This window comes from Legionella rowbothamii (assembly GCF_900639985.1).
In the GTDB taxonomy this organism is placed as follows: Bacteria; Pseudomonadota; Gammaproteobacteria; order Legionellales; family Legionellaceae; genus Legionella; species Legionella rowbothamii.
On record NZ_CAAAIM010000007.1, the window covers coordinates 72770 to 97224 of the forward strand.

Sequence of the window (24455 nt, forward strand, 5' to 3'; positions counted from 1 at the left end):
GATGAATTCAAAATAGATATTTATTGAACCATGATTTGGGCGCCGCTGCTGGCTATATGTAGTATAACTCTACTGGATATTTGTTTTATTTTTCAAAAGATCGCGAATTTCAATTAATAATTCTTCTTCGCGCGTCGGAGGAGTCTCTTTTTTCTCCTCTTTTCTTATGAGAGACATGCATTTTACAGCAACAAAAATTGAAAGAGAAATTATTGTAAAATCAATGATGGTCTGGGTAAATTCGCCCCATTTGACTACTGCATCTCCTACCGTGATTGATTTACCAGCAATATTAATTCCGCCTAAAAGCAATCCAATCAAGGGCATGATGATTCCACTCACTAAGGAGCTCACTATTTTGCCAAATGCAGCGCCGATTACCACCGCAACAGCTAAGTCAACCGCATTACCTTTGACGGCAAACTCTTTAAACTCTTTCATAAAACTCATGTTATCTCCTTATAGCGAGTTTTGATTTGAAACTACGTAGCCCATACTAGACGGTGGCCTAATACCATATTACGCTGCGCTAATATGGGCTACATTTTATTTTTTATTGCGAATTACGAACCATGTCCTTGATTTCATTAATTTTCGCATCTAAATCAGCAGGAACAACTCCTCCACCTTGTGCCATGTCATCACGTCCACCACCTTTACCACAAAGATGACGTACTAAAGCTGCAGCTGCCGGTACTTTTCCTAGAATATTTTTGCTCACACCAGCAATCACATTCATTTTATCTTGCTCAATAACAAAGAGTACAATAACCGCTGAATCTAATCTGGATTTTAATTGATCTAAAGTGGCGCGCAGAACCTGACTGTCAGCTCCTACAAGCTGTTTCACCAATAAATGCACCCCATTGATGTCTTCCACTTCATTAGCAAGATCGGCACCTGATTTCTGAGCTTTCTCATTTTGCAGCTTAGCAACTTCCTTCTCCAGGTTTTTACCATCGAGAATTAATTGGGAAACTTTCTCTGCTAAAGTAGCCACATTAGTTTTCAATAATGAAGCAAGCTCAGCCAGGAGATCTTGTTGCTGATTAACCCAAGCTAAAGCATAGCTTCCGGTAACTAGTTCAATACGGCGTACTCCACTGGCAATACCATATTCTGCAACAATCTTAAATAAGCCAATATCGCCGGTACGTCGTGCGTGCGTTCCACCACAAAGCTCTTTAGAAAACTCGCCCATGGCCAATACACGTACATCATCTGCATACTTCTCACCAAATAGAGCAACCGCACCACTCTTTTTAGCGGCTTCAATGTCCATGACTCGAGTTACAACTTCATTATTAGCACGAATCTGCTCGTTAACCAAAATTTCAATCTGTTGTATTTGAGCAGCTGTTAGTGCCTCAAAATGAGAGAAGTCAAAGCGCGCACGTTCTGCATCAACTAGAGAACCCTTTTGCTGTACCTGTGGGCCCACAATAATTTTTAATGCAGCATGTACTAAATGCGTGGCGGTATGATTTAAACGAATTGCTTCTCGGCGTTGTGCGTCAATGTGCGCATCAACCAATTGGTCCACAAAAATGGAACCTTCAATCACTTCACCATAATGCACAATAGCTTGACCATTCTTTTGCGTATCGTCCACCCGGAAGCACAATTGGTTTGCAAGCAGAACACCTCGGTCCCCTACCTGTCCACCACTTTCAGCATAAAAAGGAGTATGATCAAGTACCACAGCACCTTTCATACCCGTGCTTAAGGACTGGACCTCTGCCCCATCTAGCAATAAAGCAATGACTTGCCCTTCCATTCTGTCTTTTTCATAGCCGTGGAAATCTGATTGGTAGTCAAGTTGAGATGCAGCATGATAATCAGTTGTAAACTGACTGGCAGCTTGCGACTGTTCTCTTTGTTGTTGCATTAACTGGTTAAAACCATCCATATCAACATATAAACCCTGCTCTCTTGCAATGTCGGCTGTTAAATCAACGGGAAAACCATAAGTGTCATAAAGCTTGAATGCGATTTGTCCGGTAATTTCCTGACCACCTAGAGAATGCATTTGCTCTTGTAATAGACGCAATCCTTGATCCAAAGTACGCGCAAACTGATTTTCTTCTTGAGCTAAGATTTTTTCTACATGCACTTTGGCAGTGACTAGCTCCGGATAAGCATTCCCCATAACATCAATTAACGGCTGTACTAATTTAGAAAAGAAGGGAGTTGGTAAACCCAGTTTATTCCCGTGACGTACCGCACGGCGAATAATTCTTCTTAATACATAACCACGCCCTTCATTACCAGGGATAATGCCATCAGCAATTAAAAATGCGCAAGAACGGATGTGATCGGCAATAACTTTTAAGGAAGTGTGATTAAGATCAGAAATAGTGCCCAGCTTAGCAATGGATTTAATTAGATATTGGAATGAGTCAATTTCATAGTTACTGTGCACGCCTTGTACTACCGCCGCAAGACGCTCTAACCCCATCCCGGTATCAACAGAGGGTTTAGGTAATGGGTGCAAATTACCGTCTTTATCACGGTTAAATTGCATGAATACTAAGTTCCAAATCTCGATGTAGCGATCACCGTCTTCATCAGGGCTTCCTGGAGGGCCACCAGCAATGTCCGCGCCATGATCGTAGAAAATTTCCGTACATGGACCACAAGGACCGGTATCCCCCATAGACCAGAAATTATCTTTTTCTCCACACCGTGAAAAACGTTCAGCAGAAACCTTCATTTCTTTAAGCCAAATATCCTCTGCTTCTTGATCGTCTTTATATACAGTAATCCATAGGCGTTCTTCGGGCAAACGCAAAACTTCGGTCAAAAATTCCCACGCAAACTTAATGGCTTCTCGTTTAAAATAATCGCCAAAGCTGAAATTACCCAGCATTTCAAAAAAGGTATGATGACGTGCAGTATAACCAACATTTTCTAAATCGTTATGTTTTCCCCCGGCACGAACGCAACGTTGTGCAGTGACTGCTCGTTGGTAAGAACGAGTTTCAAGCCCTAAAAATAAATCCTTAAATTGCACCATACCTGCATTGGTAAACAATAAAGTAGGATCATTAGCAGGAATCAATGAGCTGGACTCTACTGCCTGATGGCCACGTTGTGCAAAAAAATCAGTAAATGCTTGTCTAATTTCAGAACTTTTCATATTCAAATCGATACCAAATAGAGGGGAATGACTAAAAGAGTAAACGTAGGTAATCCATACGCATCAAACCCCAAATTGAGTTAATTCTTGCTACAGTTCCAACTCCTTTGTTACCTGAGCAATAATATCCATACTAAATCCACGATAAAGTAAAAAACGCTGTTGTTTCTGCATATCACTAAATGACATATCTTCCTGACCTTTGCTTTTTTTCTGCCAAACATCTAAAGCATAAGTCAACCAATTGTCCTCTTCTTGCAGCAAAACATCTTGAATTATGTCTTTATCGATCCCTTTACTATTTAATTCCTGGCGAATTTTTAAAGGACCATAGCCCTGGCGAATACGTGAACGAATGTATACTTCGACAAAACGATGATCATTTTGTAAATCCATTTGTTGGCACGTATCCACTGCTTCTTGGGCTTCGCTCGAGCTAAACCCCTTCTGCCTTACTTTATCATAAAGCTCTATTGCACCGTGCTCACGCCTAGATAAAAGGCGCATAGCACAGTCAAATGCTTTAGTCATCAACAGCCTCAAACTCATCTTCTGTTGCAGAAGCCAGCATTGGTTGCTTCTTCTCTAATAATTCAGAGCGAATTTGCTTCTCTAGATCAGCAGCAATTTGAGGATTATCCTTGAGATACAAGCGAACATTGTCTTTACCTTGACCAATTTTCTCTTGTTTGTAGCTGTACCATGCACCAGCTTTTTCAATGAGGTTCAATTGAACTGCCAAGTTAATAATTTCGCTTTCGCGAGAAATACCCTCATTATAGAGGATATCAAATTCAGTCATCTTAAATGGTGGAGCTACTTTATTTTTAACCACTTTAACGCGAGTCTCGCTACCTAAGATCTCTTCACCTTTCTTAATAGACCCAATACGGCGAATGTCTAAACGTACAGAAGCATAGAACTTTAATGCATTACCACCTGTAGTAGTTTCAGGGCTACCAAACATCACACCAATTTTCATACGAATTTGGTTAATAAAAATTACCAAGGTATTTGAACGCTTGATATTAGCAGTCAGTTTACGTAATGCCTGAGACATAAGACGCGCTTGTAAGCCTACGTGAGAATCACCCATTTCCCCTTCAATTTCTGCTTTAGGTGTTAATGCAGCAACCGAGTCAACGATAATCACATCAACGGCAGCAGAACGCACGAGCATATCGGTAATTTCTAAAGCTTGCTCACCAGTGTCTGGTTGAGAAACTAATAACTCATCGACATTGACTCCAAGTTTTTGGGCATAGCTTGGATCTAAGGCATGTTCTGCGTCAATAAATGCAGCGGTGCCACCCATTTTTTGACACTCAGCAATAACTTGCAGAGTAAGAGTAGTTTTACCAGAAGATTCAGGACCATAAATTTCAACGATTCGGCCTTTGGGTAAACCGCCTATTCCCAAAGCAATATCCAAACCTAATGAACCGGTTGAGATTGCTTCGATATCACGAGATACATTGCTGTCTCCCATACGCATTACTGAGCCCTTACCAAATTGGCGTTCAATTTGCGAGAGAGCTGCTGATAAAGCTTTTTGTTTGTTCTCTTCCATAGTTTTTTCCAGGTAGAAGTTAATGCAAGGACAAAATTATCACACAGATAAGAACAACCAGCAAACTGAATTAAGCAGGATTGATGGGAATATTTTTTAGGAGGGAAAGAACACCAGTTAAAGCCTCTTCGCAGGCAGCCAAACGAATATCATGGCGAGTGCCCGAAAATTGCCTCCTCACGGTTTGAGCACTACTCATATCTTGAGCAAACCAGCCAAAACATACAGTACCAACTGGTTTCTCCGTACTTCCTCCATCGGGACCAGCAATACCTGTAACGGATACGGCGATCTGTCCAGCACTGTGCTGTAAAGCTCCAGTTACCATAGCTGCCGCAACGGGCTCACTAACTGCCCCATACTTAAGAAGTAATTGTTTAGGAACCGCTAGCATTTCTTCTTTTGCTTGATTACTGTAGGTGACGAAACCGCGTTCAAACCAAATTGAACTTCCAGGTATTTCGGTAAGAGCTCCAGAAACTAATCCGCCAGTACATGACTCAGCCGTAACTAATTGCCAATTCTTTTTTTGTAGCAGGGTTGCTATTTCGAGGATTAAGGAGTTCATTAAGCACCAGAAAAGAGATCGAACCTTGGCCTAAAACCGTTAAATACATCTCCACCGACAGCCCGCAAGCAAACCGCGGCATGTCGGAGAGGTGTAAAAGCTTAAAGCTAAGAAATCTTAGTGGCCTTGGCCTTCAGCAGGTTGTTGTTGTGGAGCAGGAGCAGCACCTTGTTGTTGCTGAGCATTGTCAGTAGCTACTGGTGGTTGTTTGTTACCATGCTCACCGCAAGCAGTTAAAGCTAATGCCAAAAACCCAGTCGCAGCAATTAGAGCCAAACGATTCATATTAATTCTCCCTATTAGTTTTATATAATTCCATCTTGAGTTTAGCAAAGAAATTTAAATTCAACCATGAGGTACTGATAATTAAAAGGAAAAAGACCTTTCCTAATACACGGGAATATTTTGAGATACTGACTTCCCGAGGTGCTTTTGTTAGAATCGAGGCAATTTTATTGTTAGCCCATTACTATGACTGCTGCACACACGCCCATGATGCAACAATATTTGCGCATCAAATCTGAATACCCCGATATGCTATTACTTTATCGTATGGGTGATTTTTATGAATTATTTTTCGATGATGCAAAACGTGCGGCTCAATTGCTTGACCTTACGTTGACACATCGGGGCCAATCTGCTGATAAACCAATTCCCATGGCTGGTGTACCTTATCATGCAGTAGAAAACTACTTGGCAAGGCTAATCAAAAAAGGGGAATCCGTCGCCATATGCGAGCAAATAGGTGATCCCGCCACGAGCAAAGGCCCGGTGGAACGACAAGTAACCCGTATAATTACCCCAGGGACAGTCACTGATGAAGCTCTGCTGGATGCTAAAAAAGATAACTTATTACTCGCATTGCATCAGCAAAAACAAAAAATTGGTCTCGCTTGGGTTGATTTAAGCAGCGGCCGATTTCATTTACTTGAACTCATAGAAAGCACTCAACTCAGTGCGGAGTTAACCCGCTTACAACCCGCTGAATTACTCTTGCAAGAAGCGTCTCCTTTGGAAGAGTACTGCTTGAACTTCCCTGTGAAACAAAGGCCAGGCTGGGAATTTAATATAGACAGTGCGCAACATCGTTTACGCGAACAATTTAACGTAAGCGATTTGGCAGCCTTCGGCGAACACGACTACCCTACTGCCTTAATTGCTGCTGGAGCGCTATTATCCTATTTGCAAACAACTCAGAAACAGGCCCTACCTCATTTAAATTCCATCACTCTGGAAAACTCCCAGGATTATTTACAACTGGATGCCTCAACGCAAAAGCACTTGGAATTATTTGAAAACGTGCAAGGGAGTCAAGAAAACAGCCTAATATCCGTGTTGGATAGAACGGCATGTACCATGGGTGGTCGTCTTTTAAAACGTTGGTTAAGTAGGCCGCTCAAACAACATCATTTGATCCAAGCGCGGCAACAGACAATTAGCGAAATGATTCAGCAGCAATCTGAGGTTGGATTACATCAGCTTCTACGCCAGGTTTGTGATGTAGAACGTATTGTGTCACGTATCGCACTTAAATCAGCCCGCCCACGTGATTTGCAAGCATTAGGCAATACAGTAACTCTGCTTCCCGAGCTTAATGCAGCCCTTAGGCCCCTTCAAAGCATGCTTGCTCTAGAACTTAAAGAGCACACCAAGCCTTTACCTGAATTGCAGCAGCTGCTTGCCGCAGCAATTATTGATAATCCTCCTGTGTTAATTCGTGATGGTGGTGTCATTGCTCCAGGCTTTGATGAGGAACTTGATGAATTAAGAATGTTAAGTACTCGTGCTAATGAAACTCTAGATAAATTGGAGCAAGATGAGCGGCAACGTACTGGCCTGTCCAGCTTAAAATTTGGCTTTAATAATGTTCAAGGCTATTATATTGAGCTATCAAAAGCTCAATCAGAAAAAGCGCCAGTCCATTACCATCGAAAGCAAACATTAAAAAATGTTGAGCGCTACATCACCCCAGAACTCAAAGTCTTTGAAGAAAAAGTTCTTTCCGCTCAGGTAAAAGCCTTAGCGCGGGAAAAGTGGTTGTATGAAAACCTATTGGAAGAAATCCAGCGCAGTATTAGGGAACTCACCCAACTAGCCCGAGCATTAGCGCAATTGGATGTATTGGTTACACTGGCTGAACGCGCCCAGAGCTTAAATTGGTGTTGCCCAAAACTAGTTACTCAGTCACAGATATCTATTGAGGATGGCCGTCACCCAGTTATTGAAAATTTACTGCAAGAACGGTTTATCGCAAATGACTTACGGCTAGATCCATCACAAAATATTTTATTGATCACTGGGCCTAACATGGGTGGAAAGTCCACCTATATGCGACAAACTGCACTAATTGTCCTTTTAGCGCATATCGGCAGTTTTGTGCCCGCAAAAACAGTGACCCTTGGACCGATTGACCGCATTTTTACCCGGATTGGCGCAAGTGATGACTTAGCCTCTGGTCGATCCACCTTTATGGTTGAAATGACGGAAACCGCACAAATTTTAAGACAGGCAACTGAAGAAAGTCTGGTTTTAATTGACGAAATTGGACGTGGAACCAGTACTTATGATGGTATGGCCTTAGCATATGCCAGCTGCGTGTACCTTGCCACATCAATTAAAGCGTACACTTTGTTTTCTACTCATTATTTCGAGTTAACTAATTTACCCGAACAATTTTCCTGCATACGCAATATACACCTACAAGCCTCATTAGATACAGGACGAATTATATTTTTATATCGTGTAGAACCTGGAGCTGCCAATCGCAGTTATGGCTTGGAGGTTGCTGAACTAGCCGGCATCCCTGCAGCAGTACTTAAAATCGCCCATTCTCATTTAAATCATATGCAAAATAGCACCCCAACCATGGTGCAATATCAACCAGTAGTTGCAGCCCAATCCCCAATATTGCATGAATTAGAGCGTATTGACCCAGATCAATTAACTGCTAGAGAAGCTCTTGATTTGATTTACCGGTTAAAGCAAATGGAGACGGTGGATGCGAGGTAGCCTGGTTGTACTCTGCCTAATACTTCTCATTGTATGCTCCTCCCCTTTTGCTAAAAGTAATGATGCCCTGTCGATTACAATCACTGGCATCAGCGGCAAAGTACAAACAAATGTCGAGAAACATCTGCAAGAACTTCAGCAGTTAAAACCATTAACTGCTTTTTCTCAAGATGAATTACGTGAACAAATCATCAAAGCAGTACAACCTTTTGGCTATTTTAAAGCCGAAGTATCTATTGATCAGCTCAATGCGAAAAATCTTGTTGTATTCGTACATGCTGGCCCACAAATTTTAATTTCTCGATTAACAATCGAAGTCATTGGTGAAGGGGCACATAACGTGGCAGTGCAAAATGCTTTAAAAAATGCCCCCTTACGATTAGCAACTCCCTTACTTACGGAAGACTATAATCTAACCAAACAAAATCTTCTTAACGCAGCAGAAAGCCAAGGCTATATGCACGCTAATTTTAAAACAAATGAAATTTTAATTGATCAAGTACGCTATACCGCCGAAATTACCCTGATCTTTGATACAGGCCCTCTATATTATTTTGGCCAGGCCCAATTTGATCCAACTTATATCAATCCTAAACTACTGCATCGATTTGTTCCCTTTCATCCTGGGCAAGCCTATTCGGGGGATAAAATTCTGCAACTTAACAACGATTTATCAAATAGTGGATACTTTAGTTCCGTGGTCGTAAAGCCACAAATTACCGACAACTCAACTGCCCCTGTACTGGTTCATGTTGAGCCAGTACCAAAATATTCATACACTTTAGGTGCAGGGTATGGAACAGACACTGGAGTTAGAGGCCGTGCAGCCCTGCATGTCATTCCGGTTAACCGCAATGGCCATAAATTTAATGCTCTTGCACAAGGGTCGTTTGTACAAAGTGCGTTGCAAGGTCAATACGTTATTCCTGGACTCAACCCAGTTACCGATCAATACAGCATTACGGGAAATTACTCCAATTTAAATTACAGTGCAGGGTATAGTAATGCCTGGTTACTGTCTTTAGCACAACAACACCATCTGGCACGCTATAAGCGAATACTTTCAGTAAATGGCCTCTACGAAGGATTTCATTACAACGCACAAAAAAATACAAAACAATTTTTGCTCTATCCCAAAGCCACCCTATCCTTTATTAAAACGCAAAATATCTTGTTCTCCCCATCAGGTTATAACATTACCCTTAATGGTTTAGCTGCAAGCACTGCAACCTTATCAACCATTAATTTTGCCCAATTTTCGGTAGATGCTAAAGCAGCCTTAAGAATTGAACCCTGGCGTTTACGCTTATATGGGCATGCAATACAAGGTTTTACTGCCATTGATAATATTACACAACAGCCTCTCTCCCTCGCCCTGTTATTAGGGGGTATGGACAATTTAAAGGCATATAGCTTTAACTCCATTGGCCCCGGAAGAATATTAACTTATGCAGGCTTTGAGATTCAAAAAGAGACGAAAAAAAATTGGTACCTGATTGCCTTCTATGATCTCGGCGATGTGTATAATCCAAGTCCAGCCGCGTTCCAACATGATGTAGGAGGAGGATTGATGTGGGTATCTCCAATTGGTCCCATCAAGGTAGGATTAGCACAAGAAATTAATAATCATTGGCAACGCACCAGTCATAGTCCACGGTTAGTTATTAGTATGGGGCCCGATTTATGATTCGCTTCCTGGTAAAAACATTATACTGTTTGATGCTGTTTTTTATTTTACTCGCAGGAATTGTGGGTTCTTTAATTTCTACAACTCCAGGATTAGAAACCTTAATTGATTTGAGTCGAGCCTATATTCCTGGCACCCTAAAAATCCAACGAGTTACCGGTAGTTTGCTCAGTGACTTTACCTTAGAATCGCTTGAGTATCAGCATCAAAATACCAACATAAAAATAAACCGCCTCCAGATACAATGGCATCCAGGCCCCTCGTTAAAAAATCATCAATTATTAGTTCAGTGGAATACCTTAGAAGGAACACTAAACCCGGAACAAAAGTTCAGTAGCCCACAGGGCAAGCTTACCGCAACAGCAACCCTTCCAGACTTAAGCGTGGAATTAAATACCCAAATAAATCCTTCTGCTGAAGAACATTGGCAAATGAATGCCAGACTATTAGGAGCTGTGCCATGGCAATGGACTTTTAGTGCCAATATGTCCCCCATTCCAGGTACGTCTACAAAACATACTGGCTTGCATGCCAAATTATCTTTAGATGGCACAACGAGCGCGAAGAATAAGGGAAACTTAATATTTACCCTCTCTCCTGGCACCTATCAAGTCCCAGATAATACATCTATTCCCATGTTAGAATTTAAAGGTGGCAAAATCAATGTAGCCCTTTCGCCACAAAAACTGTCTGGTTCAGGCAGCTTTATGATTGATCCGCATAAGAATTTAAAACTAGCATTTCAATTACCGAAGTTCTCGCTTGAAGACGGCTTTACTGCTAAACAAAAACTGAATAGTGAACTTCGTCTAGAAATTAACAGCCTGGACTTTTTAGAAAACATCAGCCCTGTGGTGGAGAAACTAAAAGGACAATTAGAAGCCTTACTTAAGGTAACAGGTACTATTGGGAAACCACAAATAGATAGTCAATTACTTCTAACTAAGACCAGTCTATTTATTCCCAAGCTAAAATTGAATTTAGATTCGGTTGATCTTGATATTCGCAGCAAGAAAAAAGCTTGGGATGCCCATGGATCTATCACCTCTTCAGGACATATGTTGCTTCTTAAAGGCAAGGGCTCTCTTGATACCACTTATGTTGCGGATCTAAGCCTTGAGGGCAGCGATTTCCCCCTGATGGAAACCAATGAGCTCAACATCACGATTTCCCCACAGCTTAAATTCCATGCAACCCCTACTGTACGTGCGATTTCAGGCTCCGTACTCATTCCCAATGCGCTAATAAACCTTCAAACATTTAGCAATAGTGTGTCGTTACCCGATGAGGTTGTTTATAAGCAACAAAGACCTGAATCCCCCTCCTCCATTACTGGTAGCAGTATGGATATTTTAGTTAAGCTTGGAGAAAATGTTGCATTAAATGTTAAAGGATTAAAAGGCCATCTAGACGGTGCTTTAAATCTAAAGCAACAGCCTCAAGGTGCAATCAATGCTTATGGCGAATTGTCTGTTCGTGACGGTACTTATAAAGCATACGGGCAAGACTTAACCATTAAGCAAGGTGAATTAATCTTTACCGGCGGCCCCATTGATAATCCAGGTATAAGTCTTCGTGCGGCAAAAAAAATTAATAATACCTCAACCTATACTAATGCATCTCAGCTTTTTGATTTTAATAGCTCAAACTTGCAAAATACTGGTTTTGGCGACACGATTACTCTGGGTGTGGAGGTAACGGGTAGATTAATGAAACCGCAAATCCAACTTTATTCAGAGCCAGCGATTTTTTCTCAGGCAGATATTCTGTCCATGCTGGTACTGGGACGTCCAGCCAGTCAGGCAAATAAAGCTGGCGCACAATTGCTTTTAACTGCCATTTCCTCAATGAACGTTGGCGGCCGGAGCAGTACTCAACTATTAGAACAATTGAAACAAAGTTCAGGCTTAGATTTTAACGTACAAACCAACACGAATTACAATCAATTAACGAACACAGTAAGTGACTCAACCGCTTTTGTTGTGGGGAAATCCCTTTCCAAACGACTTTATTTGAGCTATAACATCGGCTTGTCACAAACTGATACCAACATGTTAACGTTAAAATACATGCTGAATAAGTTTTTTAGTATCCAAGTCAGTACCAGCGATACGAGTAGTGCAGTTGATTTTTTATATACTTCACACAAGAAAAAGCACAAGAATACCAAATGATCGTGTACAACCCATTAAAGAGACAATACTTATGACCGATTACAACATCCCCCTGCGTTTAACACGTTTAAGAAGCAATCCAGCAACGCGCGCACTAGTTAGAGAAACACGGCTGCATACTCAGCAATTGATTATGCCCTTATTTATCAGTGAAGAATTAACAGCTCCTAAAGAAATCAGTGCAATGCCAGGGCAATATCAGTTAAGTCTTGATTGTCTTCCCAAAGAAATTGAAACCCTAAGTGCATTAGGTATTCAAGCCGTGCTGCTTTTTGGTATTCCCAAACACAAAGATGCTTATGGAAGTGAATCATTTAACGACGCAGGTATTATCCAACGAGCCATAAGAATAATACGTTCGGTGAATAAAGACATTTTAATTATTTCTGATTTATGTTTTTGTGAATACACCGATCATGGCCATTGTGGGGTAGTTTCGAAAGAACGTATTGATAATGATAAAACTTTAGAGCTTCTTGCTAAACAAGCAATTAGTCATGCCAAGGCCGGGACTGATTGGGTAGCTCCTAGTGGTATGACAGATGGTATGGTTAGTGCCATTCGCGAAGCTCTGGATTCTGCAGGATATCAAAACATACCCATTTTAAGTTACAGTGCAAAATATTGTTCGTGTCTGTATGGTCCATTCAGAGAGGCAGCGCAAGGGGCACCTAAATTTGGCGATAGAAAATCCTATCAGATGGACCCAGCTAATGCTAATGAAGCAATTCGTGAAACCGCACTGGACCTTGATGAAGGTGCCGATATGATCATGGTTAAACCAGCCGGGTACTACCTAGATATAATTGCTAAAATGAAGCAAAACTTCCCTGAGGTTCCTCTTTGCGCTTATCAAGTTAGCGGTGAATATTCCATGATTAAAATTGCAGCACAACATCAACTCATTAATGAAGAACAAGCAATCATTGAAAGCTTAATTGCGATTAAACGGTCTGGTGCTGATTTTATTATTACTTATTTCGCCAAAGATATTGCCTGTTTTTTGGACAGCAATTCATAAAGTATATATAATAGTCACCTTTTTTACGATATAATCAGCCCGCGTTGTATAGAGTAATAAAATTACAATTAAATTGGCCGCGGGCCAATTGCTTATAATTACAATGGAGAAATAATGAATTTATTTGCTAAAAGCCTTTCAGCAGTAGCGTTGAGTTTAAGCGCAATCACTTCTTTTGCTGCTCCGGCTTATTTAATAACTCACAATAATACAAGTGAAGAATCTAATGCATTTGTCGCAGGTGCCCCATCAATTTACCCAACGCCACCTTATTCAACTCGCAAAGTTTATTGGAATTTGGTTAAGTTAGCGTGCCATGGTCACACTACTAATGGCAAATGCCCTGCTGTCATTAAAATGGCTACTAATACTGCAAATCCAATCGTAGTTGGTACAGTTGAGATGGAAGTTAGTACTGGCGATATTAGTCCAAAGCAAATTGTAGGCAATGGTTACACGCTAACTGTGACTGGTCCTGGCGAAGCGACTATCAACAAAAACTAGATTTCCTATAACGTGCCTGGAATGACCTTGGCACGTTGTACACGTAGATTTATTCCCTTCAAACCTAATACTCTTTTTACTTTCGCATTATTGGCGCCCATTTACATGGACGACTACGTTCCACTCTGCGATTGCACAATTTTAAAATTTAGGCAGACTCAAATAAAAAAGCCACGCAAGCGTGGCTTTTAACTCTTTGAAAAAATTAAAAATTATTTCATTGGTGCAGGTGCTACTTTATCAAGAACCCAAACAACTTGCCCACCTACTAGATCAGCAGCAAACTTACCATTATCAGAATCAACGCTATAGGAAGATGTTGTAGACAATTGTTGATAAGAATGAATACTTGGTCTGCTACCTGGGAATAGGTGAGTATATCCCAAATCAAATCCAAGATTTGGTTTCATTTGGTAATGAGCACCTACCGCAACCGCCCAGCGATCAACGTCTGGTAAACGAATGTTTCTGTCTTTATTATTAGTTGGGCTCTGATCATACCCACCACCAAGACGAAGCATTACACGGTCATTAACATGATAGTTCGCGCCAATTGCAACACGCCAGGCATCAGAAAAGTTTTCTGGTACAGAGCTAATAACATTCGCCTGGCTCACAGGAAATGGAGGCGTAGAGCTGATGTTAGGAACAGGAACATTATTCAATTTAATGTCTTTGAACGTACTCCACGCAGTATAAACAACTGAACCTAATAAAGCGAGTTTGTCATTAACATCTTGATAACCACTGATCGTTACCACATCTGGAAATACAATTGAATTACTGAATAGATCATAGTTTTTCCAAACATTAGAAGCTGGAATTTCGGGTGAAACTAAATCAAAATCATTTGCCAAACGGCCTTTAAAGAAGCTATGTCCGTTGAACACATGTCTTACTCTAGATTGGTAATTTACCCCAATACGAGTATGATTATCATTAAACATTGCCAAAACACCCGCATGGAAACCTAAGCCCCACGAAGCACCTTTATTCTTACTCGATGAGTCCACAATGGCAGGGTCCTCGCCAAGATAATCGAATAAAGCTGGCGCACCAACCATTTGATTGAACTTAACACGTGACCACTGGAAATCCATACCCGCACCAATCGCAAAATGCTCAGATACTTGAGTACCAATTTCAGGAGAAATATTCGCAGTTAACAACTCAGTAAAGGTAGCAGAATAACGCACTGGAGAAGAAGGCTTCCAATCTGTAGCCAAACCAAAGGGGGCAGTAACACTTAAACCAAGTGTAGTACGCTCACCAACTGGTAAAGCAAAATGAGAGGATGGGACAAAACCATTATAATCCCCGGCTAACCCGCGATAGTATTCACGATAAGGAGGCAATCCTGCTGTATTAAAAGTGCTCGAGCCATCCATTTGGATAGTAGGGAATATGCCTACTCCACCAAACACTGCTTCTTTTTCATGAAGAAGAGCCAAACCAGCGGGGTTGTACCAACCAGTTGACGCGTCAGCAGCTTCTGCTGCAGCACCAGCGGCGTAGTTACCAGTTGTATAACCAGCACTTTCTCCATATAAAGCAAAACCAGCCGCATGAGCTGCACCAGTTGTTAACACACCAAGAACGGCTGCACTAACCAGCGTTCTTAAGGGCTTATGCATATTCATCACTCCTATACACTCCTTTAATAATCAGTAGATCAACAGTTGAATAAAATCCATTCGATGGAAAGAGTGTACCTTGTTTTCAAATCTTTAAAAACATTTTTTTCTGTTTGCATTCAATAAGTAAGAAATATTAATCCATGATGACTCAATTGAATCCATCATTGGCAATTAATGAGCATTTGGGTCGGGGATTTCGTCGATGAATAGCAATTTTAGTTTATCTGCAGAATAATTTTTAGGGTTATATCTGCTCAAAATAACCTCTGATTTAAAGCATAGTGATAATTTGTCTAAAGAATCTTGTATCCCTACTTCAGTCCATGCTAAGGTGTACTAATTTAGTGCGGAAATAGACCATGCAGCAGATCGTAACAAAATTTGGCGGGACTAGTGTTTCAACGCGTAGTACTTGGAATAATATTGCATCAATTACTAAAAAGCACCTAAGCACTGGGGTTCAGCCAGTCATCGTTTGTTCTGCGTTAACTCAAATTTCAAATAAACTTGAAAAGGCAATTGATGCAGCTCTAATTAATGAGCATCAAAGTATTTTACTTGATATTCGTAATAGTCATCTTAACCTTGCTGAAGCATTAGAAGTTAACCCTGAAGTCATCACCAATGACCTACACCAATTAGAACAATGGCTGACAGGTATTGCCTTACTAAAGCAAGCCCCAGCCAAAACTCATGCGCAAATACTAAGTATGGGGGAATTAATGATGACCCGTTTGGGGCATCAATTTTTAGAACGCCAGGGAATTTATTGCAAATGGTATGATGCTCGTGAGTTATTAACTAGCACCCCCTTCCCTGATGGCCTATCAGCAAATTATCTTTCTGCTCGCTGTGAAAGCGAACATGATCCTGAGTTGGTGGAGAAATTCCTTTCTAGTGGTGCTCAGGCGATCATCACCCAAGGTTTCTTTGCTGCAAACCCCGAGGGTGAAACTGTATTATTAGGTCGTGGGGGGTCTGATACTTCTGCAGCCTTGCTTGCCGGGAAATTACAAGCCGCGGGCTGTGAAATCTGGACAGATGTTCCTGGGATTTACACTGCCAATCCTCATCAATTACCGCATGCACGCCTATTAAAAAAATTGAATTATGATGAAGCTCAAGAAATTGCATCCATGGGCGCGAAAGTATTGCATCCTAACTGCATTCCGCCTGTCCGTCGAGCCAATATTCCCATGTCGGTGAAATACACTCAATTACCAGAACATTCAGGAACTTTGATCACCAAAGATATTGATGAATCAGCTCCGTTTATTAAATCAATTCAAATTAAAAACAGCATCCTGCTTATTTCTATAGATACCTTACATATGTGGCAACAAGTTGGTTTCTTATCCGATGTATTTTCTGCATTTAAGCATCATGGCTTTTCTGTAGACTTACTGTCTTCATCCGAATTCAATGTGACCTTATCGCTGGATATTAATACGAAAATACACGATCGGGCAGCAATCAATGCATTATTAGATGAACTAAACCAATTTGGCCGTGCAAAACTGATTGAGCCATGCAGTGCGGTTAGTCTAGTAGGGCACCATATTAGAACGGTATTACCCCAACTTGGTCCTGCTTTAGAAGTTTTTGATTCCAAGCAAGTGTACTTAATGTCATTAGCCTCTAATGACTTAAACCTAACATTTGTAGTTGATGAGTCTCAGGCAAATTTATTGTGCCAAAAACTGCATCACTTATTAATCGAAAATAATCCTCAAATTTTCTATTATTCTAAAAGCTGGCATGAAGAATTTGGAGCACCTTCTGTACGATTCGTCCCCTGGTGGGAAAAAGAGCGTGATCGTTTATTAACTACCGCGATACAGCATTCTCCTTGCTATGTCTATCATAGCCCAACACAAGCAGAACGTACGAAACAATTATTAGCGTTAAAGTCTATAGACACCGTATTCTACGCAATTAAAGCAAACCCCTATCCTTCTATTTTGCAAACCTTAGAAAAGGAAGGTGTTGGCTTTGAGTGTGTTTCGATTCAGGAACTTGATAGAGTCTTAGAATTATTCCCAGAAATCGATCGCAAACGTATTTTATTTACACCAAACTTTGCACCCAAGTCTGAATATGAATATGCACTGAAGGTCGGTTGCTATATCACCATCGACAGTCTGTATCCATTAGAAAACTGGGCACCATTATTTAAAAACAAAGACGTCATTATTCGTATTGATCCTGGTACTGGGGCAGGCCACCATAAACATGTATCTACCGCTGGTAATGAATCCAAATTTGGTATTACCCAAAATGATATAGGTCAGGTTGTGGCGCTAACTAAAAAGCATAATATTCATGTAATTGGTTTACACGCACATTCAGGTAGCGGCATCCTTACTCCAGAATTGTGGCAACAAACTGCATCCATGTTAGCCTCACTAACCCATCAGTTCCCTGAAGTTAAGGCGATTAATCTAGGCGGTGGCTTAGGGATTGTTGAAAAACCAGGGCAACAACCATTAGACTTCGCCAATCTTGATGCCTTACTCATGGCAGTGAAATCACGCCATCCGCACTTGGAACTATGGCTAGAGCCCGGACGTTTTTTTGTAGCGGAAAGTGGTGTTATTTTAGCCAAAGTAACTCAGTGCAAAGAAAAAGGTAAAGTTCGATTTGTCGGCATTGAAACGGGGATGAATTCGTTGATTAGACCCTCCTTGTATGGTGCTTATCACGAAATCGTCAACTTAAGTCGTTTGTATGAAGAAAAAGCTGGTTTTTCTCACATCGTTGGCCCTATTTGTGAATCAGGAGATACTCTTGGTTATGATCGCTTATTGCCGGTAACTCAAGAAGGCGATATTTTATTGATTGCAAATACAGGTGCCTATGGGCGTTGTATGAGCTCTCATTATAATTTACGCCCACCCGCTCAAGAACTTGTCTTGGCATAAAAGTTTTACCGTAAAAGTGGCCTGGATGGGGCGAAGCACCATCCAGGCTATGATTCATCTAAGTTGACTGTAAGGAGTTTTACCTCAATCATGCTTGTTGATAGCCATCAAAGAAGTCAAGCGACTAACCCGACTCAATCCTTCATCGTACAAGCTCCTGCCGGCTCTGGAAAAACAGAAATATTAACGCAACGCTATTTACGATTGTTAAGTACGGTCACCGCACCAGAACAAATCATTGCCCTCACCTTTACTCGTAAAGCAGCAAGTGAAATGCGTGAACGCATTCTCTTAGCCTTACAGCAAGCTGCGCAAAATACCGAAGCTAAGAGTGCTCATCAACAGATGACGCTTGAATTTGCTCAGAGTGCGCTTCAGCGCAATAGCCAATATCAATGGGATTTACTTAATCAGCCCAGTCGCTTAAGAATTGTCACTATTGACTCGTTATGCCAAAGCATTAATCAGGCTATTCCATTACTGGAGAAACAAATTGCCTATTCACAAATTACTGATAAAGCAGAAAGTCATTATTTAAATGCAGGCAGAGCGTGTATTCAATTTGCTTTAGCTAATCCGGAATACCAGCATGCAATTAAAGCCCTCTTATTACATGTAGATAATCGCCAAGAACGGTTATTGGATTTATTTAAAGAGCTCCTCGCTCAGCGTGATCAATGGCTCTATCCCCTTTTTCAAGCAAGGACACAAGATAAATCTATTTTTGAACAAGCATTAAGTTTAATCGAGGAGCATGAATTAGCCCGTTTTAAACAAAGCCTTCCCTTTCAGTTGGCTGATGAACTTGTACAACGGGTACGTGAGCTCGCACGTATTGAAAATAATCCTGATTCACCTCGCTATTTGCTGCAAAATTGGCAGGACTTTCAACAAACAAATCAGGAAATTGCAACGGCATTGAGCAAAGCGTTATTAACAGGTGACTTGAGTTTACGTAAAAGTTTTGATCATCATGTGGGCCTGTTAAGTAGTTCCTGCCCGGCTGCTGAATACAAACAGCTTAAAAATGCCAGCAAAGAACTATTAACACAATTGGGTGACTATCCAGATTTTCTGGAAGCATTAATCCAAGTTAGTAATTTGCCTAAGCCTGAGTACGATCTAGAACAGTGGGAGGTATTACAAGCTCTATTTCTATTACTACCGCTCCTTGTAGGCCATTTGTATCTGCTCTTTAGCGAGTATAATGAAGTCGATTTTACGGCGATTTCACAGCAGGCCCTCATCGCTCTGGGTGAGTCTGATAATCCTACTGACTTAGCCTTATATTTAGATAATTCCATTCACCATTTATTGGTTGATGAATTTCAAGATACTTCCATCACACAATTTGAATTACTCAATAAATTAGTTCATGGTTGGCAGCCGGGAGATGGTAGAACATTATTTCTGGTGGGCGATCCCATGCAATCGATTTACCGCTTCAGACAGGCAGAAGTTGGCTTATTTTTCCGTGCAAAAGAACAAGGAATTGGTCCTGTGCAACTCACCTCATTGGAGCTTAGTTGTAATTTTCGTTCAACCGAAACCATTGTCAGTTGGGTTAATCAACAGTTCGCACAAATATTCCCACAAAACGTGGATATTGAGTCAGGCGCCGTATCCTTTCATCCCAGCGTTAACGTGATTCAGAACGATAAACACAGTGCTGTTTATGCATGGCAATTTCAAAGTCGTGAACAAGAAGCAGAAAAAATGATGCAACTTATTCAAACGGAGCTGCAAACTAATCCAGAGCAAAGCATCGCTATTTTAGTACGGTCACGCAGCCAGCTTGCCGAAATTATTCGCTTATTGCGTCAATATCAAATTCCCTACCAGGGGACAGACATTACCTTATTGGCAAACCTGCCTCACATACGGGATGTTTGGTCACTAACTCAAGCTTTATTATCACCAGCTAATCGCCTTACGTGGTTATCCATGCTACGTAGTCCTTATTGTGGTATGTCTTTAGCAGACATACATACCATTGCCCAATTTAATAAAAAGAAATCCATTTATGCTGCTTTATTACAGTTAAATAAAATCTCTGGGCTAAGTGAGGATGGATTAATTAGAGCTCAATTTTTTATTCGTATTATGCAACAGGCATTGTCTCATCGCTATGAGAGCAAGCTATCAACTTGGGTCATTAATACCCTTAATGCCTTGCAAGTTGATAAGGTACTGAATCAAGCACAACTGAATGACTTAGAGCAATTCTGGACCCTACTCGATCGCTACGAGCTCGATGGGCGATTGGCAAATATGAAAGAATTCATACACGAATTTAATAAACTTTATTCCCAGCAAGTAACACCATCCCTATTGCAAGTGATGACTATTCATAAATCGAAAGGCTTAGAGTTTGATACTGTTTTTTTACCAGGTTTAGGATCCCAAGCGAACCGTGGTGATTCACCAATGCTACGCTGGCTTAATTTACCCACCCAAGATCAAGGTAATTTATTACTCATGTCCCCCATACAGGCAGCGCATCATGATCGTTGTCCAGTCTATGATTATCTGGGGCAATTGGATGAGGTCAAAGGAAGCTATGAAACACAACGCCTGCTTTATGTTGCCGTGACGCGTGCCAAATCACGTTTATATCTGATGGATCATAGCGAAAAAACGTCAAAAAGCTCGTTTCGTAGCTTATTAAAAAATCAAAACTTTGCTGATGATGAATCTGCCGGCAGTATGGAGGAACAAGAACGCCCATTGCCCAAATTAGCACAACTCCCCTTACATCACTACCAAGATCAACAGCTGGAGATGGATGAGCCCTTTTCGAGGAATGCGCCCTCCACTTTAGTATCGAACCTACCCCGTTTAACCGGGATTGTGACTCATCAACTTTTACAGTGGATCTGTGATAATCACCCTGAGTCATTAGATGATGTGCCCTGGAATTTAGCACTCTACGAATTCAAAAAGCTAGGCTTTGATGAATACATGCAAAAACAGGCATTACTGGTGCTCCAAGAACAAATAACTCGCCTTGTTCAAGATCAAATTGGTTCCTGGATTATCGCCACCCATGATAAAGAACAAAACGAATATGAATTGCTAGTGGCTCCACAAAGTCGACCAATTACGCGCATCATTGACCGAACTTTTGAAGAAGATGGCAAACGATGGATCATCGACTTTAAAACAGGTAAGGAAGATAAAACTACCTTAATAAAACATCAGGCTCAGCTAAATGAGTATGGCTCGTATCTCTCCGAACGCACACATCTTCCCATTTACTGTGGAATTTATTACCTACCTACAAATCACTGGGTAAAATGGCAATACGAACCCACTCATACTCTGTAGTATTTATTGCTCTTGTTATGAACAAGCCCCTGAGCTATTATTCGTCTTTTGCATAAAGGTTTGTAATGACTGTTGAAAGCACTGTAATAAGCTTATTAAATACACTAAAAGACCCCTTTTTAGATCGTACTGGCAAAGAAATGAATTTACAGAGCAAGGTCGAGACTACAGCAGATAAATTGATTATCAATTTACTAGCAGGTTTCCCCGCACTCTTGCTTGAGGCGAATTATAAACCGCTGTTACTTTCCGCATTACAAACTCAATTTCCCAATCAAGAGATTACAATTACTATTGAGCAATTGATTAAGCCACATCGAACCCAATTAGTTGGTAAAGGACTGCGGGGCGTCAAAAATACCATTGCGGTCGCCTCAGGTAAAGGTGGGGTCGGTAAATCAACCGTAACCGTTAATTTAGCCACCGCTTTAGCCCGTACTGGCGCACGTGTGGGTATTCTTGATGCGGATATTTATGGTCCGAGTATGCCGCTTATGCTAGGAAAAACAGAACCCGTACAACTTAAAGGTGATTTCTATTTACCGGTTGAAGCTCATGGAGTCCAAGCCATGTCTATTGGTTATTTAACCAATGATGAGCAAGCCTTGATTTGGCGTGGCCCTATGCTTGCTAAATCATTAATTCAGATGTTGGACATTACTCTTTGGGATGAATTGGATTATTTGTTTATTGATTTGCCACCTGGAACGGGGGATATCCAGCTTACCTTAGTACAAAAAATCCCGCTTACTGCTGCAATTGTAGTTACCACCCCACAAAACGTTGCGACCTTAGATGCACAAAAAGCGATAAACATGTTTTCTAAAACTGGAATCGATGTCCTTGGTGTTATTGAAAATATGTCCACCCATATTTGCAGCGAATGCGGGCATCAAGAAGCCATCTTCGGTGCTGGCGGTGCCGAGGCTTTGTGTGCAACCCATCAATGCAGCCTATTAGGACAACTTCCGCTGAATAGCTCGATACGCGAACATTGCGATGAAGGCCGTCCAACAGCAACTCAAGCGCGTAGCAATTTAACTGATGCATTTATAAAAACAGCCATGCGTGCCGCGATTGCTCTTAGCAAAAAACCTATTAATTATGCGGACAAGTTCCCTCCGGTTGTTATGGAATAAAAAAAGTGGATCCTGCTGCCTGCAATTACCTCTTCTCATATCTTATTAAAAGAGCATTACAAACAACTAGGTCACTTAGACCTTTTAGGACCTGTAGTGGTGATGGAACTTGATTGCGAATTTGCCTCTAAATATGAACACTATGCGAAAGGCTTGGATTTACTCAAGACCTGCCTACAATTGGTAAACAAGTGGGTGAATCCCTTTCGCGAAACTTTGTCCCTGAATTTTCAGCAATCAATCCACTTCAAAAATTACCAACACTTTAGAAATTTTTAACCAGGGTTAAAGAGCAAGAACAACATGCATATTACTAAACTTAAGCAACAGGTGAAAAATTCCCTGGAAAAGGAAACAAGTCCGGTAAGTCAAAACAGGAATTCATTTTACCCACAAGCTCCGGCAGTTGACACCAAGGCAACGAGAAATAGTTGTTGTGTTGCCCAGTAATTGAAACAAATTTTATATCAAAAATGCTCTCCTAATTCCCACGGTCATGCAGCGGGAAGGGCAAGGGATGTTCCCGGCCATATTATGGTAAAAGCCTAATAGCGTTTTGGTATTTCTTGTGTATATAATGCTGAAAAACTAAAGAATTTGAATCATGCAACGACTATTGATAATAACAACAACCCTGCTGTATTCTTGCCTCAGTTTCGCAAAACCAAGTTATCAAATTGATCTCATTGTCTTTGCGCAACACTCTTCATCTGCACAAAATTCGGGGCATAACTTAGATTCTCCACTAATTCCAATGACCTACACGAATGCTATTTCCCTAAGGTCTAGTTCAGAAAAAACACCTAAGCCTTATTGCTTACTTTCTAACTCCTCCTCCAGCTTAAAAGATCAATATTACTTACTAAGCCGCCGTTCCCCTCATCCAGTTCTAGGGCATTATTCATGGAGACAACCTGCGAATAGCCAGAGCACTGTTGCACTGCCTCTGGTAGAGCATAATGGATGGCAAATGCAAGGCACTCTGCGTATAACGCAAAGCAATTATTATAATTTCGATGCGAATTTGCAGATTTCTCCTCCTAACAACCCGCAAACATCAATGACAATAAGTCAAAAACAACGTTTAAAAGGAGATACGGTTTATTATTTAGATAATGATCATTTGGGAATGGTCGTGAAGATTCATCAAGTATCATAGCCAGACTATAGATCCCTTTCTCCAGATTTTATAGATTGTAGGTTGAACCCATGGCCCAGGAAGTGAGTTTTTCCTTTGTTGCGCCATAGAGCCAACCTACGAAGGATTAATTAAGAATTTTTAGGCATCCCAGACTCCATGTACCAATCAAGCCTCGCTCCTATATTACGCAGGGATAAAACGCGTACAGTTTCTATCTACGATCTACCCTCAGAGAAAAGCTGTTGATATACAGAATCGCCACCGTTAACTATATTGCGAACAGCATTATCTAGCTCTGTACTCGGATCACCCGTATATGGCGCAAAGAAATTATTCATTCTATTAACCATATTTGAGCCTGGCCGTCTCGATTCGCCTATCTTATTAAACTGATAGAGCGCTGCTCCGGTTAGAAGTAGACATATACCCGCCCCCAGCCGAGAATCAACAAAAAAAGCGGGCAGTGCGATTACATTGAGCAAGCCCACTACGATTGAAGTATTCTTCACTTTTTCCGTACTTATTGCTTGTTTTGGCATAGACAACTCCTTTTGCAAAATAATTCTAATACAGACTATTGGAGCACCAATAAAATTGCAAGTGTTCTTAACTGTACGT

Annotated in this window: 17 protein-coding genes; 9 read left to right on the plus strand and 8 right to left on the minus strand. The window is 41.0% G+C overall.

What is annotated here, in order from left to right; translation table 11 throughout:
• Positions 1 to 69 precede the first annotated feature (69 nt).
• From mscL to E1P08_RS17200, 6 genes are all read right to left on the minus strand, one after another.
• Positions 70 to 450, minus strand: coding sequence for a large-conductance mechanosensitive channel protein MscL (mscL, locus tag E1P08_RS12225; RefSeq protein ID WP_133137293.1), 381 nt, complete (start codon positions 448 to 450; stop codon positions 70 to 72).
• Between the two features lie 103 nt (positions 451 to 553).
• The gene (gene alaS, locus E1P08_RS12230; RefSeq protein WP_133137294.1) at positions 554 to 3139 is read right to left on the minus strand and encodes an alanine--tRNA ligase; all 2586 of its coding nucleotides are present in this window, start codon (positions 3137 to 3139) and stop codon (positions 554 to 556) included.
• A 90-nt stretch (positions 3140 to 3229) separates the two neighbouring features.
• Entirely contained in the window at positions 3230 to 3670 is a 441-nt protein-coding gene (gene recX, locus E1P08_RS12235) for a recombination regulator RecX (protein WP_133137295.1), read from the minus strand.
• Complete coding sequence (gene recA, locus E1P08_RS12240; RefSeq protein ID WP_133137296.1) at positions 3663 to 4709, minus strand: recombinase RecA; 1047 nt, start codon at positions 4707 to 4709, stop codon at positions 3663 to 3665. The genes recX and recA overlap by 8 nt, the downstream gene beginning before the upstream one ends.
• Before the next feature lie 70 nt (positions 4710 to 4779).
• The gene (locus E1P08_RS12245) at positions 4780 to 5277 is read right to left on the minus strand and encodes a CinA family protein (RefSeq protein ID WP_133137297.1); all 498 of its coding nucleotides are present in this window, start codon (positions 5275 to 5277) and stop codon (positions 4780 to 4782) included.
• A 117-nt stretch (positions 5278 to 5394) separates the two neighbouring features.
• The gene (locus tag E1P08_RS17200; protein ID WP_165485168.1) at positions 5395 to 5562 is read right to left on the minus strand and encodes a hypothetical protein; all 168 of its coding nucleotides are present in this window, start codon (positions 5560 to 5562) and stop codon (positions 5395 to 5397) included.
• A gap of 186 nt (positions 5563 to 5748) precedes the next feature.
• On the opposite strand from E1P08_RS17200, the gene mutS reads away from it, so the two are divergent.
• The 5 genes from mutS (at position 5749) to E1P08_RS12270 (ending at position 13672) form a co-directional block, all read left to right on the plus strand.
• Positions 5749 to 8286, plus strand: coding sequence for a DNA mismatch repair protein MutS (mutS, locus tag E1P08_RS12250; protein ID WP_133137298.1), 2538 nt, complete (start codon positions 5749 to 5751; stop codon positions 8284 to 8286).
• Positions 8276 to 9973, plus strand: a complete 1698-nt coding sequence (locus tag E1P08_RS12255; RefSeq protein WP_133137299.1) for an autotransporter assembly complex protein TamA — start codon at positions 8276 to 8278, stop codon at positions 9971 to 9973. Before mutS ends, E1P08_RS12255 begins: the two co-directional genes overlap by 11 nt.
• Positions 9970 to 12147: a translocation/assembly module TamB domain-containing protein gene (locus E1P08_RS12260; protein WP_133137300.1), complete on the plus strand. Its 2178-nt coding sequence runs from the start codon at positions 9970 to 9972 to the stop codon at positions 12145 to 12147. Before E1P08_RS12255 ends, E1P08_RS12260 begins: the two co-directional genes overlap by 4 nt.
• 31 nt (positions 12148 to 12178) lie before the next feature.
• Positions 12179 to 13168: a porphobilinogen synthase gene (gene hemB, locus E1P08_RS12265; protein WP_133137301.1), complete on the plus strand. Its 990-nt coding sequence runs from the start codon at positions 12179 to 12181 to the stop codon at positions 13166 to 13168.
• Positions 13169 to 13282: 114 nt separating this feature from the next.
• The gene (locus E1P08_RS12270; RefSeq protein WP_133137302.1) at positions 13283 to 13672 is read left to right on the plus strand and encodes a hypothetical protein; all 390 of its coding nucleotides are present in this window, start codon (positions 13283 to 13285) and stop codon (positions 13670 to 13672) included.
• 212 nt (positions 13673 to 13884) lie between these two features.
• Here E1P08_RS12270 and E1P08_RS12275 read toward each other — a convergent pair whose 3' ends face one another.
• On the minus strand, positions 13885 to 15306 hold the full coding sequence (locus E1P08_RS12275) for an OmpP1/FadL family transporter (protein WP_133137303.1): 1422 nt from the start codon (positions 15304 to 15306) through the stop codon (positions 13885 to 13887).
• A 362-nt stretch (positions 15307 to 15668) separates the two neighbouring features.
• Here E1P08_RS12275 and E1P08_RS12280 point away from each other — a divergent pair, with 362 nt between their 5' ends.
• From E1P08_RS12280 to E1P08_RS12295, 4 genes are all read left to right on the plus strand, one after another.
• Entirely contained in the window at positions 15669 to 18230 is a 2562-nt protein-coding gene (locus E1P08_RS12280) for a bifunctional aspartate kinase/diaminopimelate decarboxylase (RefSeq protein WP_133137304.1), read from the plus strand.
• Positions 18231 to 18320: 90 nt separating this feature from the next.
• On the plus strand, positions 18321 to 21557 hold the full coding sequence (locus E1P08_RS12285; RefSeq protein WP_133137305.1) for a UvrD-helicase domain-containing protein: 3237 nt from the start codon (positions 18321 to 18323) through the stop codon (positions 21555 to 21557).
• A 65-nt stretch (positions 21558 to 21622) separates the two neighbouring features.
• Entirely contained in the window at positions 21623 to 22696 is a 1074-nt protein-coding gene (apbC, locus tag E1P08_RS12290) for an iron-sulfur cluster carrier protein ApbC (RefSeq protein ID WP_133137306.1), read from the plus strand.
• A 604-nt stretch (positions 22697 to 23300) separates the two neighbouring features.
• Positions 23301 to 23855 carry a CsiV family protein gene (locus E1P08_RS12295; protein WP_133137307.1) on the plus strand — a complete coding sequence of 185 codons (555 nt, stop codon included), beginning with the start codon at positions 23301 to 23303 and terminating at the stop codon, positions 23853 to 23855.
• A 197-nt stretch (positions 23856 to 24052) separates the two neighbouring features.
• Here the strand turns inward: E1P08_RS12295 and E1P08_RS12300 are convergent, their stop codons facing one another.
• Positions 24053 to 24376 (minus strand): hypothetical protein, encoded by a 324-nt coding sequence (locus E1P08_RS12300; RefSeq protein ID WP_133137308.1) that lies wholly within the window; start codon positions 24374 to 24376, stop codon positions 24053 to 24055.
• Positions 24377 to 24455 lie beyond the last annotated feature (79 nt).

Bases quoted from the DNA above. Each gene is read 5' to 3' on its own strand.
- mscL (WP_133137293.1), bottom strand. From the start codon at position 450: ATGAGTTTTATGAAAGAGTTTAAAGAGTTTGCCGTCAAAGGTAATGCG.
- alaS (WP_133137294.1), bottom strand. From the start codon at position 3,139: ATGAAAAGTTCTGAAATTAGACAAGCATTTACTGATTTTTTTGCACAA.
- recX (WP_133137295.1), bottom strand. From the start codon at position 3,670: ATGACTAAAGCATTTGACTGTGCTATGCGCCTTTTATCTAGGCGTGAG.
- recA (WP_133137296.1), bottom strand. From the start codon at position 4,709: ATGGAAGAGAACAAACAAAAAGCTTTATCAGCAGCTCTCTCGCAAATT.
- E1P08_RS12245 (WP_133137297.1), bottom strand. From the start codon at position 5,277: ATGAACTCCTTAATCCTCGAAATAGCAACCCTGCTACAAAAAAAGAAT.
- E1P08_RS17200 (WP_165485168.1), bottom strand. From the start codon at position 5,562: ATGAATCGTTTGGCTCTAATTGCTGCGACTGGGTTTTTGGCATTAGCT.
- mutS (WP_133137298.1), top strand. From the start codon at position 5,749: ATGACTGCTGCACACACGCCCATGATGCAACAATATTTGCGCATCAAA.
- E1P08_RS12255 (WP_133137299.1), top strand. From the start codon at position 8,276: ATGCGAGGTAGCCTGGTTGTACTCTGCCTAATACTTCTCATTGTATGC.
- E1P08_RS12260 (WP_133137300.1), top strand. From the start codon at position 9,970: ATGATTCGCTTCCTGGTAAAAACATTATACTGTTTGATGCTGTTTTTT.
- hemB (WP_133137301.1), top strand. From the start codon at position 12,179: ATGACCGATTACAACATCCCCCTGCGTTTAACACGTTTAAGAAGCAAT.
- E1P08_RS12270 (WP_133137302.1), top strand. From the start codon at position 13,283: ATGAATTTATTTGCTAAAAGCCTTTCAGCAGTAGCGTTGAGTTTAAGC.
- E1P08_RS12275 (WP_133137303.1), bottom strand. From the start codon at position 15,306: ATGCATAAGCCCTTAAGAACGCTGGTTAGTGCAGCCGTTCTTGGTGTG.
- E1P08_RS12280 (WP_133137304.1), top strand. From the start codon at position 15,669: ATGCAGCAGATCGTAACAAAATTTGGCGGGACTAGTGTTTCAACGCGT.
- E1P08_RS12285 (WP_133137305.1), top strand. From the start codon at position 18,321: ATGCTTGTTGATAGCCATCAAAGAAGTCAAGCGACTAACCCGACTCAA.
- apbC (WP_133137306.1), top strand. From the start codon at position 21,623: ATGACTGTTGAAAGCACTGTAATAAGCTTATTAAATACACTAAAAGAC.
- E1P08_RS12295 (WP_133137307.1), top strand. From the start codon at position 23,301: ATGCAACGACTATTGATAATAACAACAACCCTGCTGTATTCTTGCCTC.
- E1P08_RS12300 (WP_133137308.1), bottom strand. From the start codon at position 24,376: ATGCCAAAACAAGCAATAAGTACGGAAAAAGTGAAGAATACTTCAATC.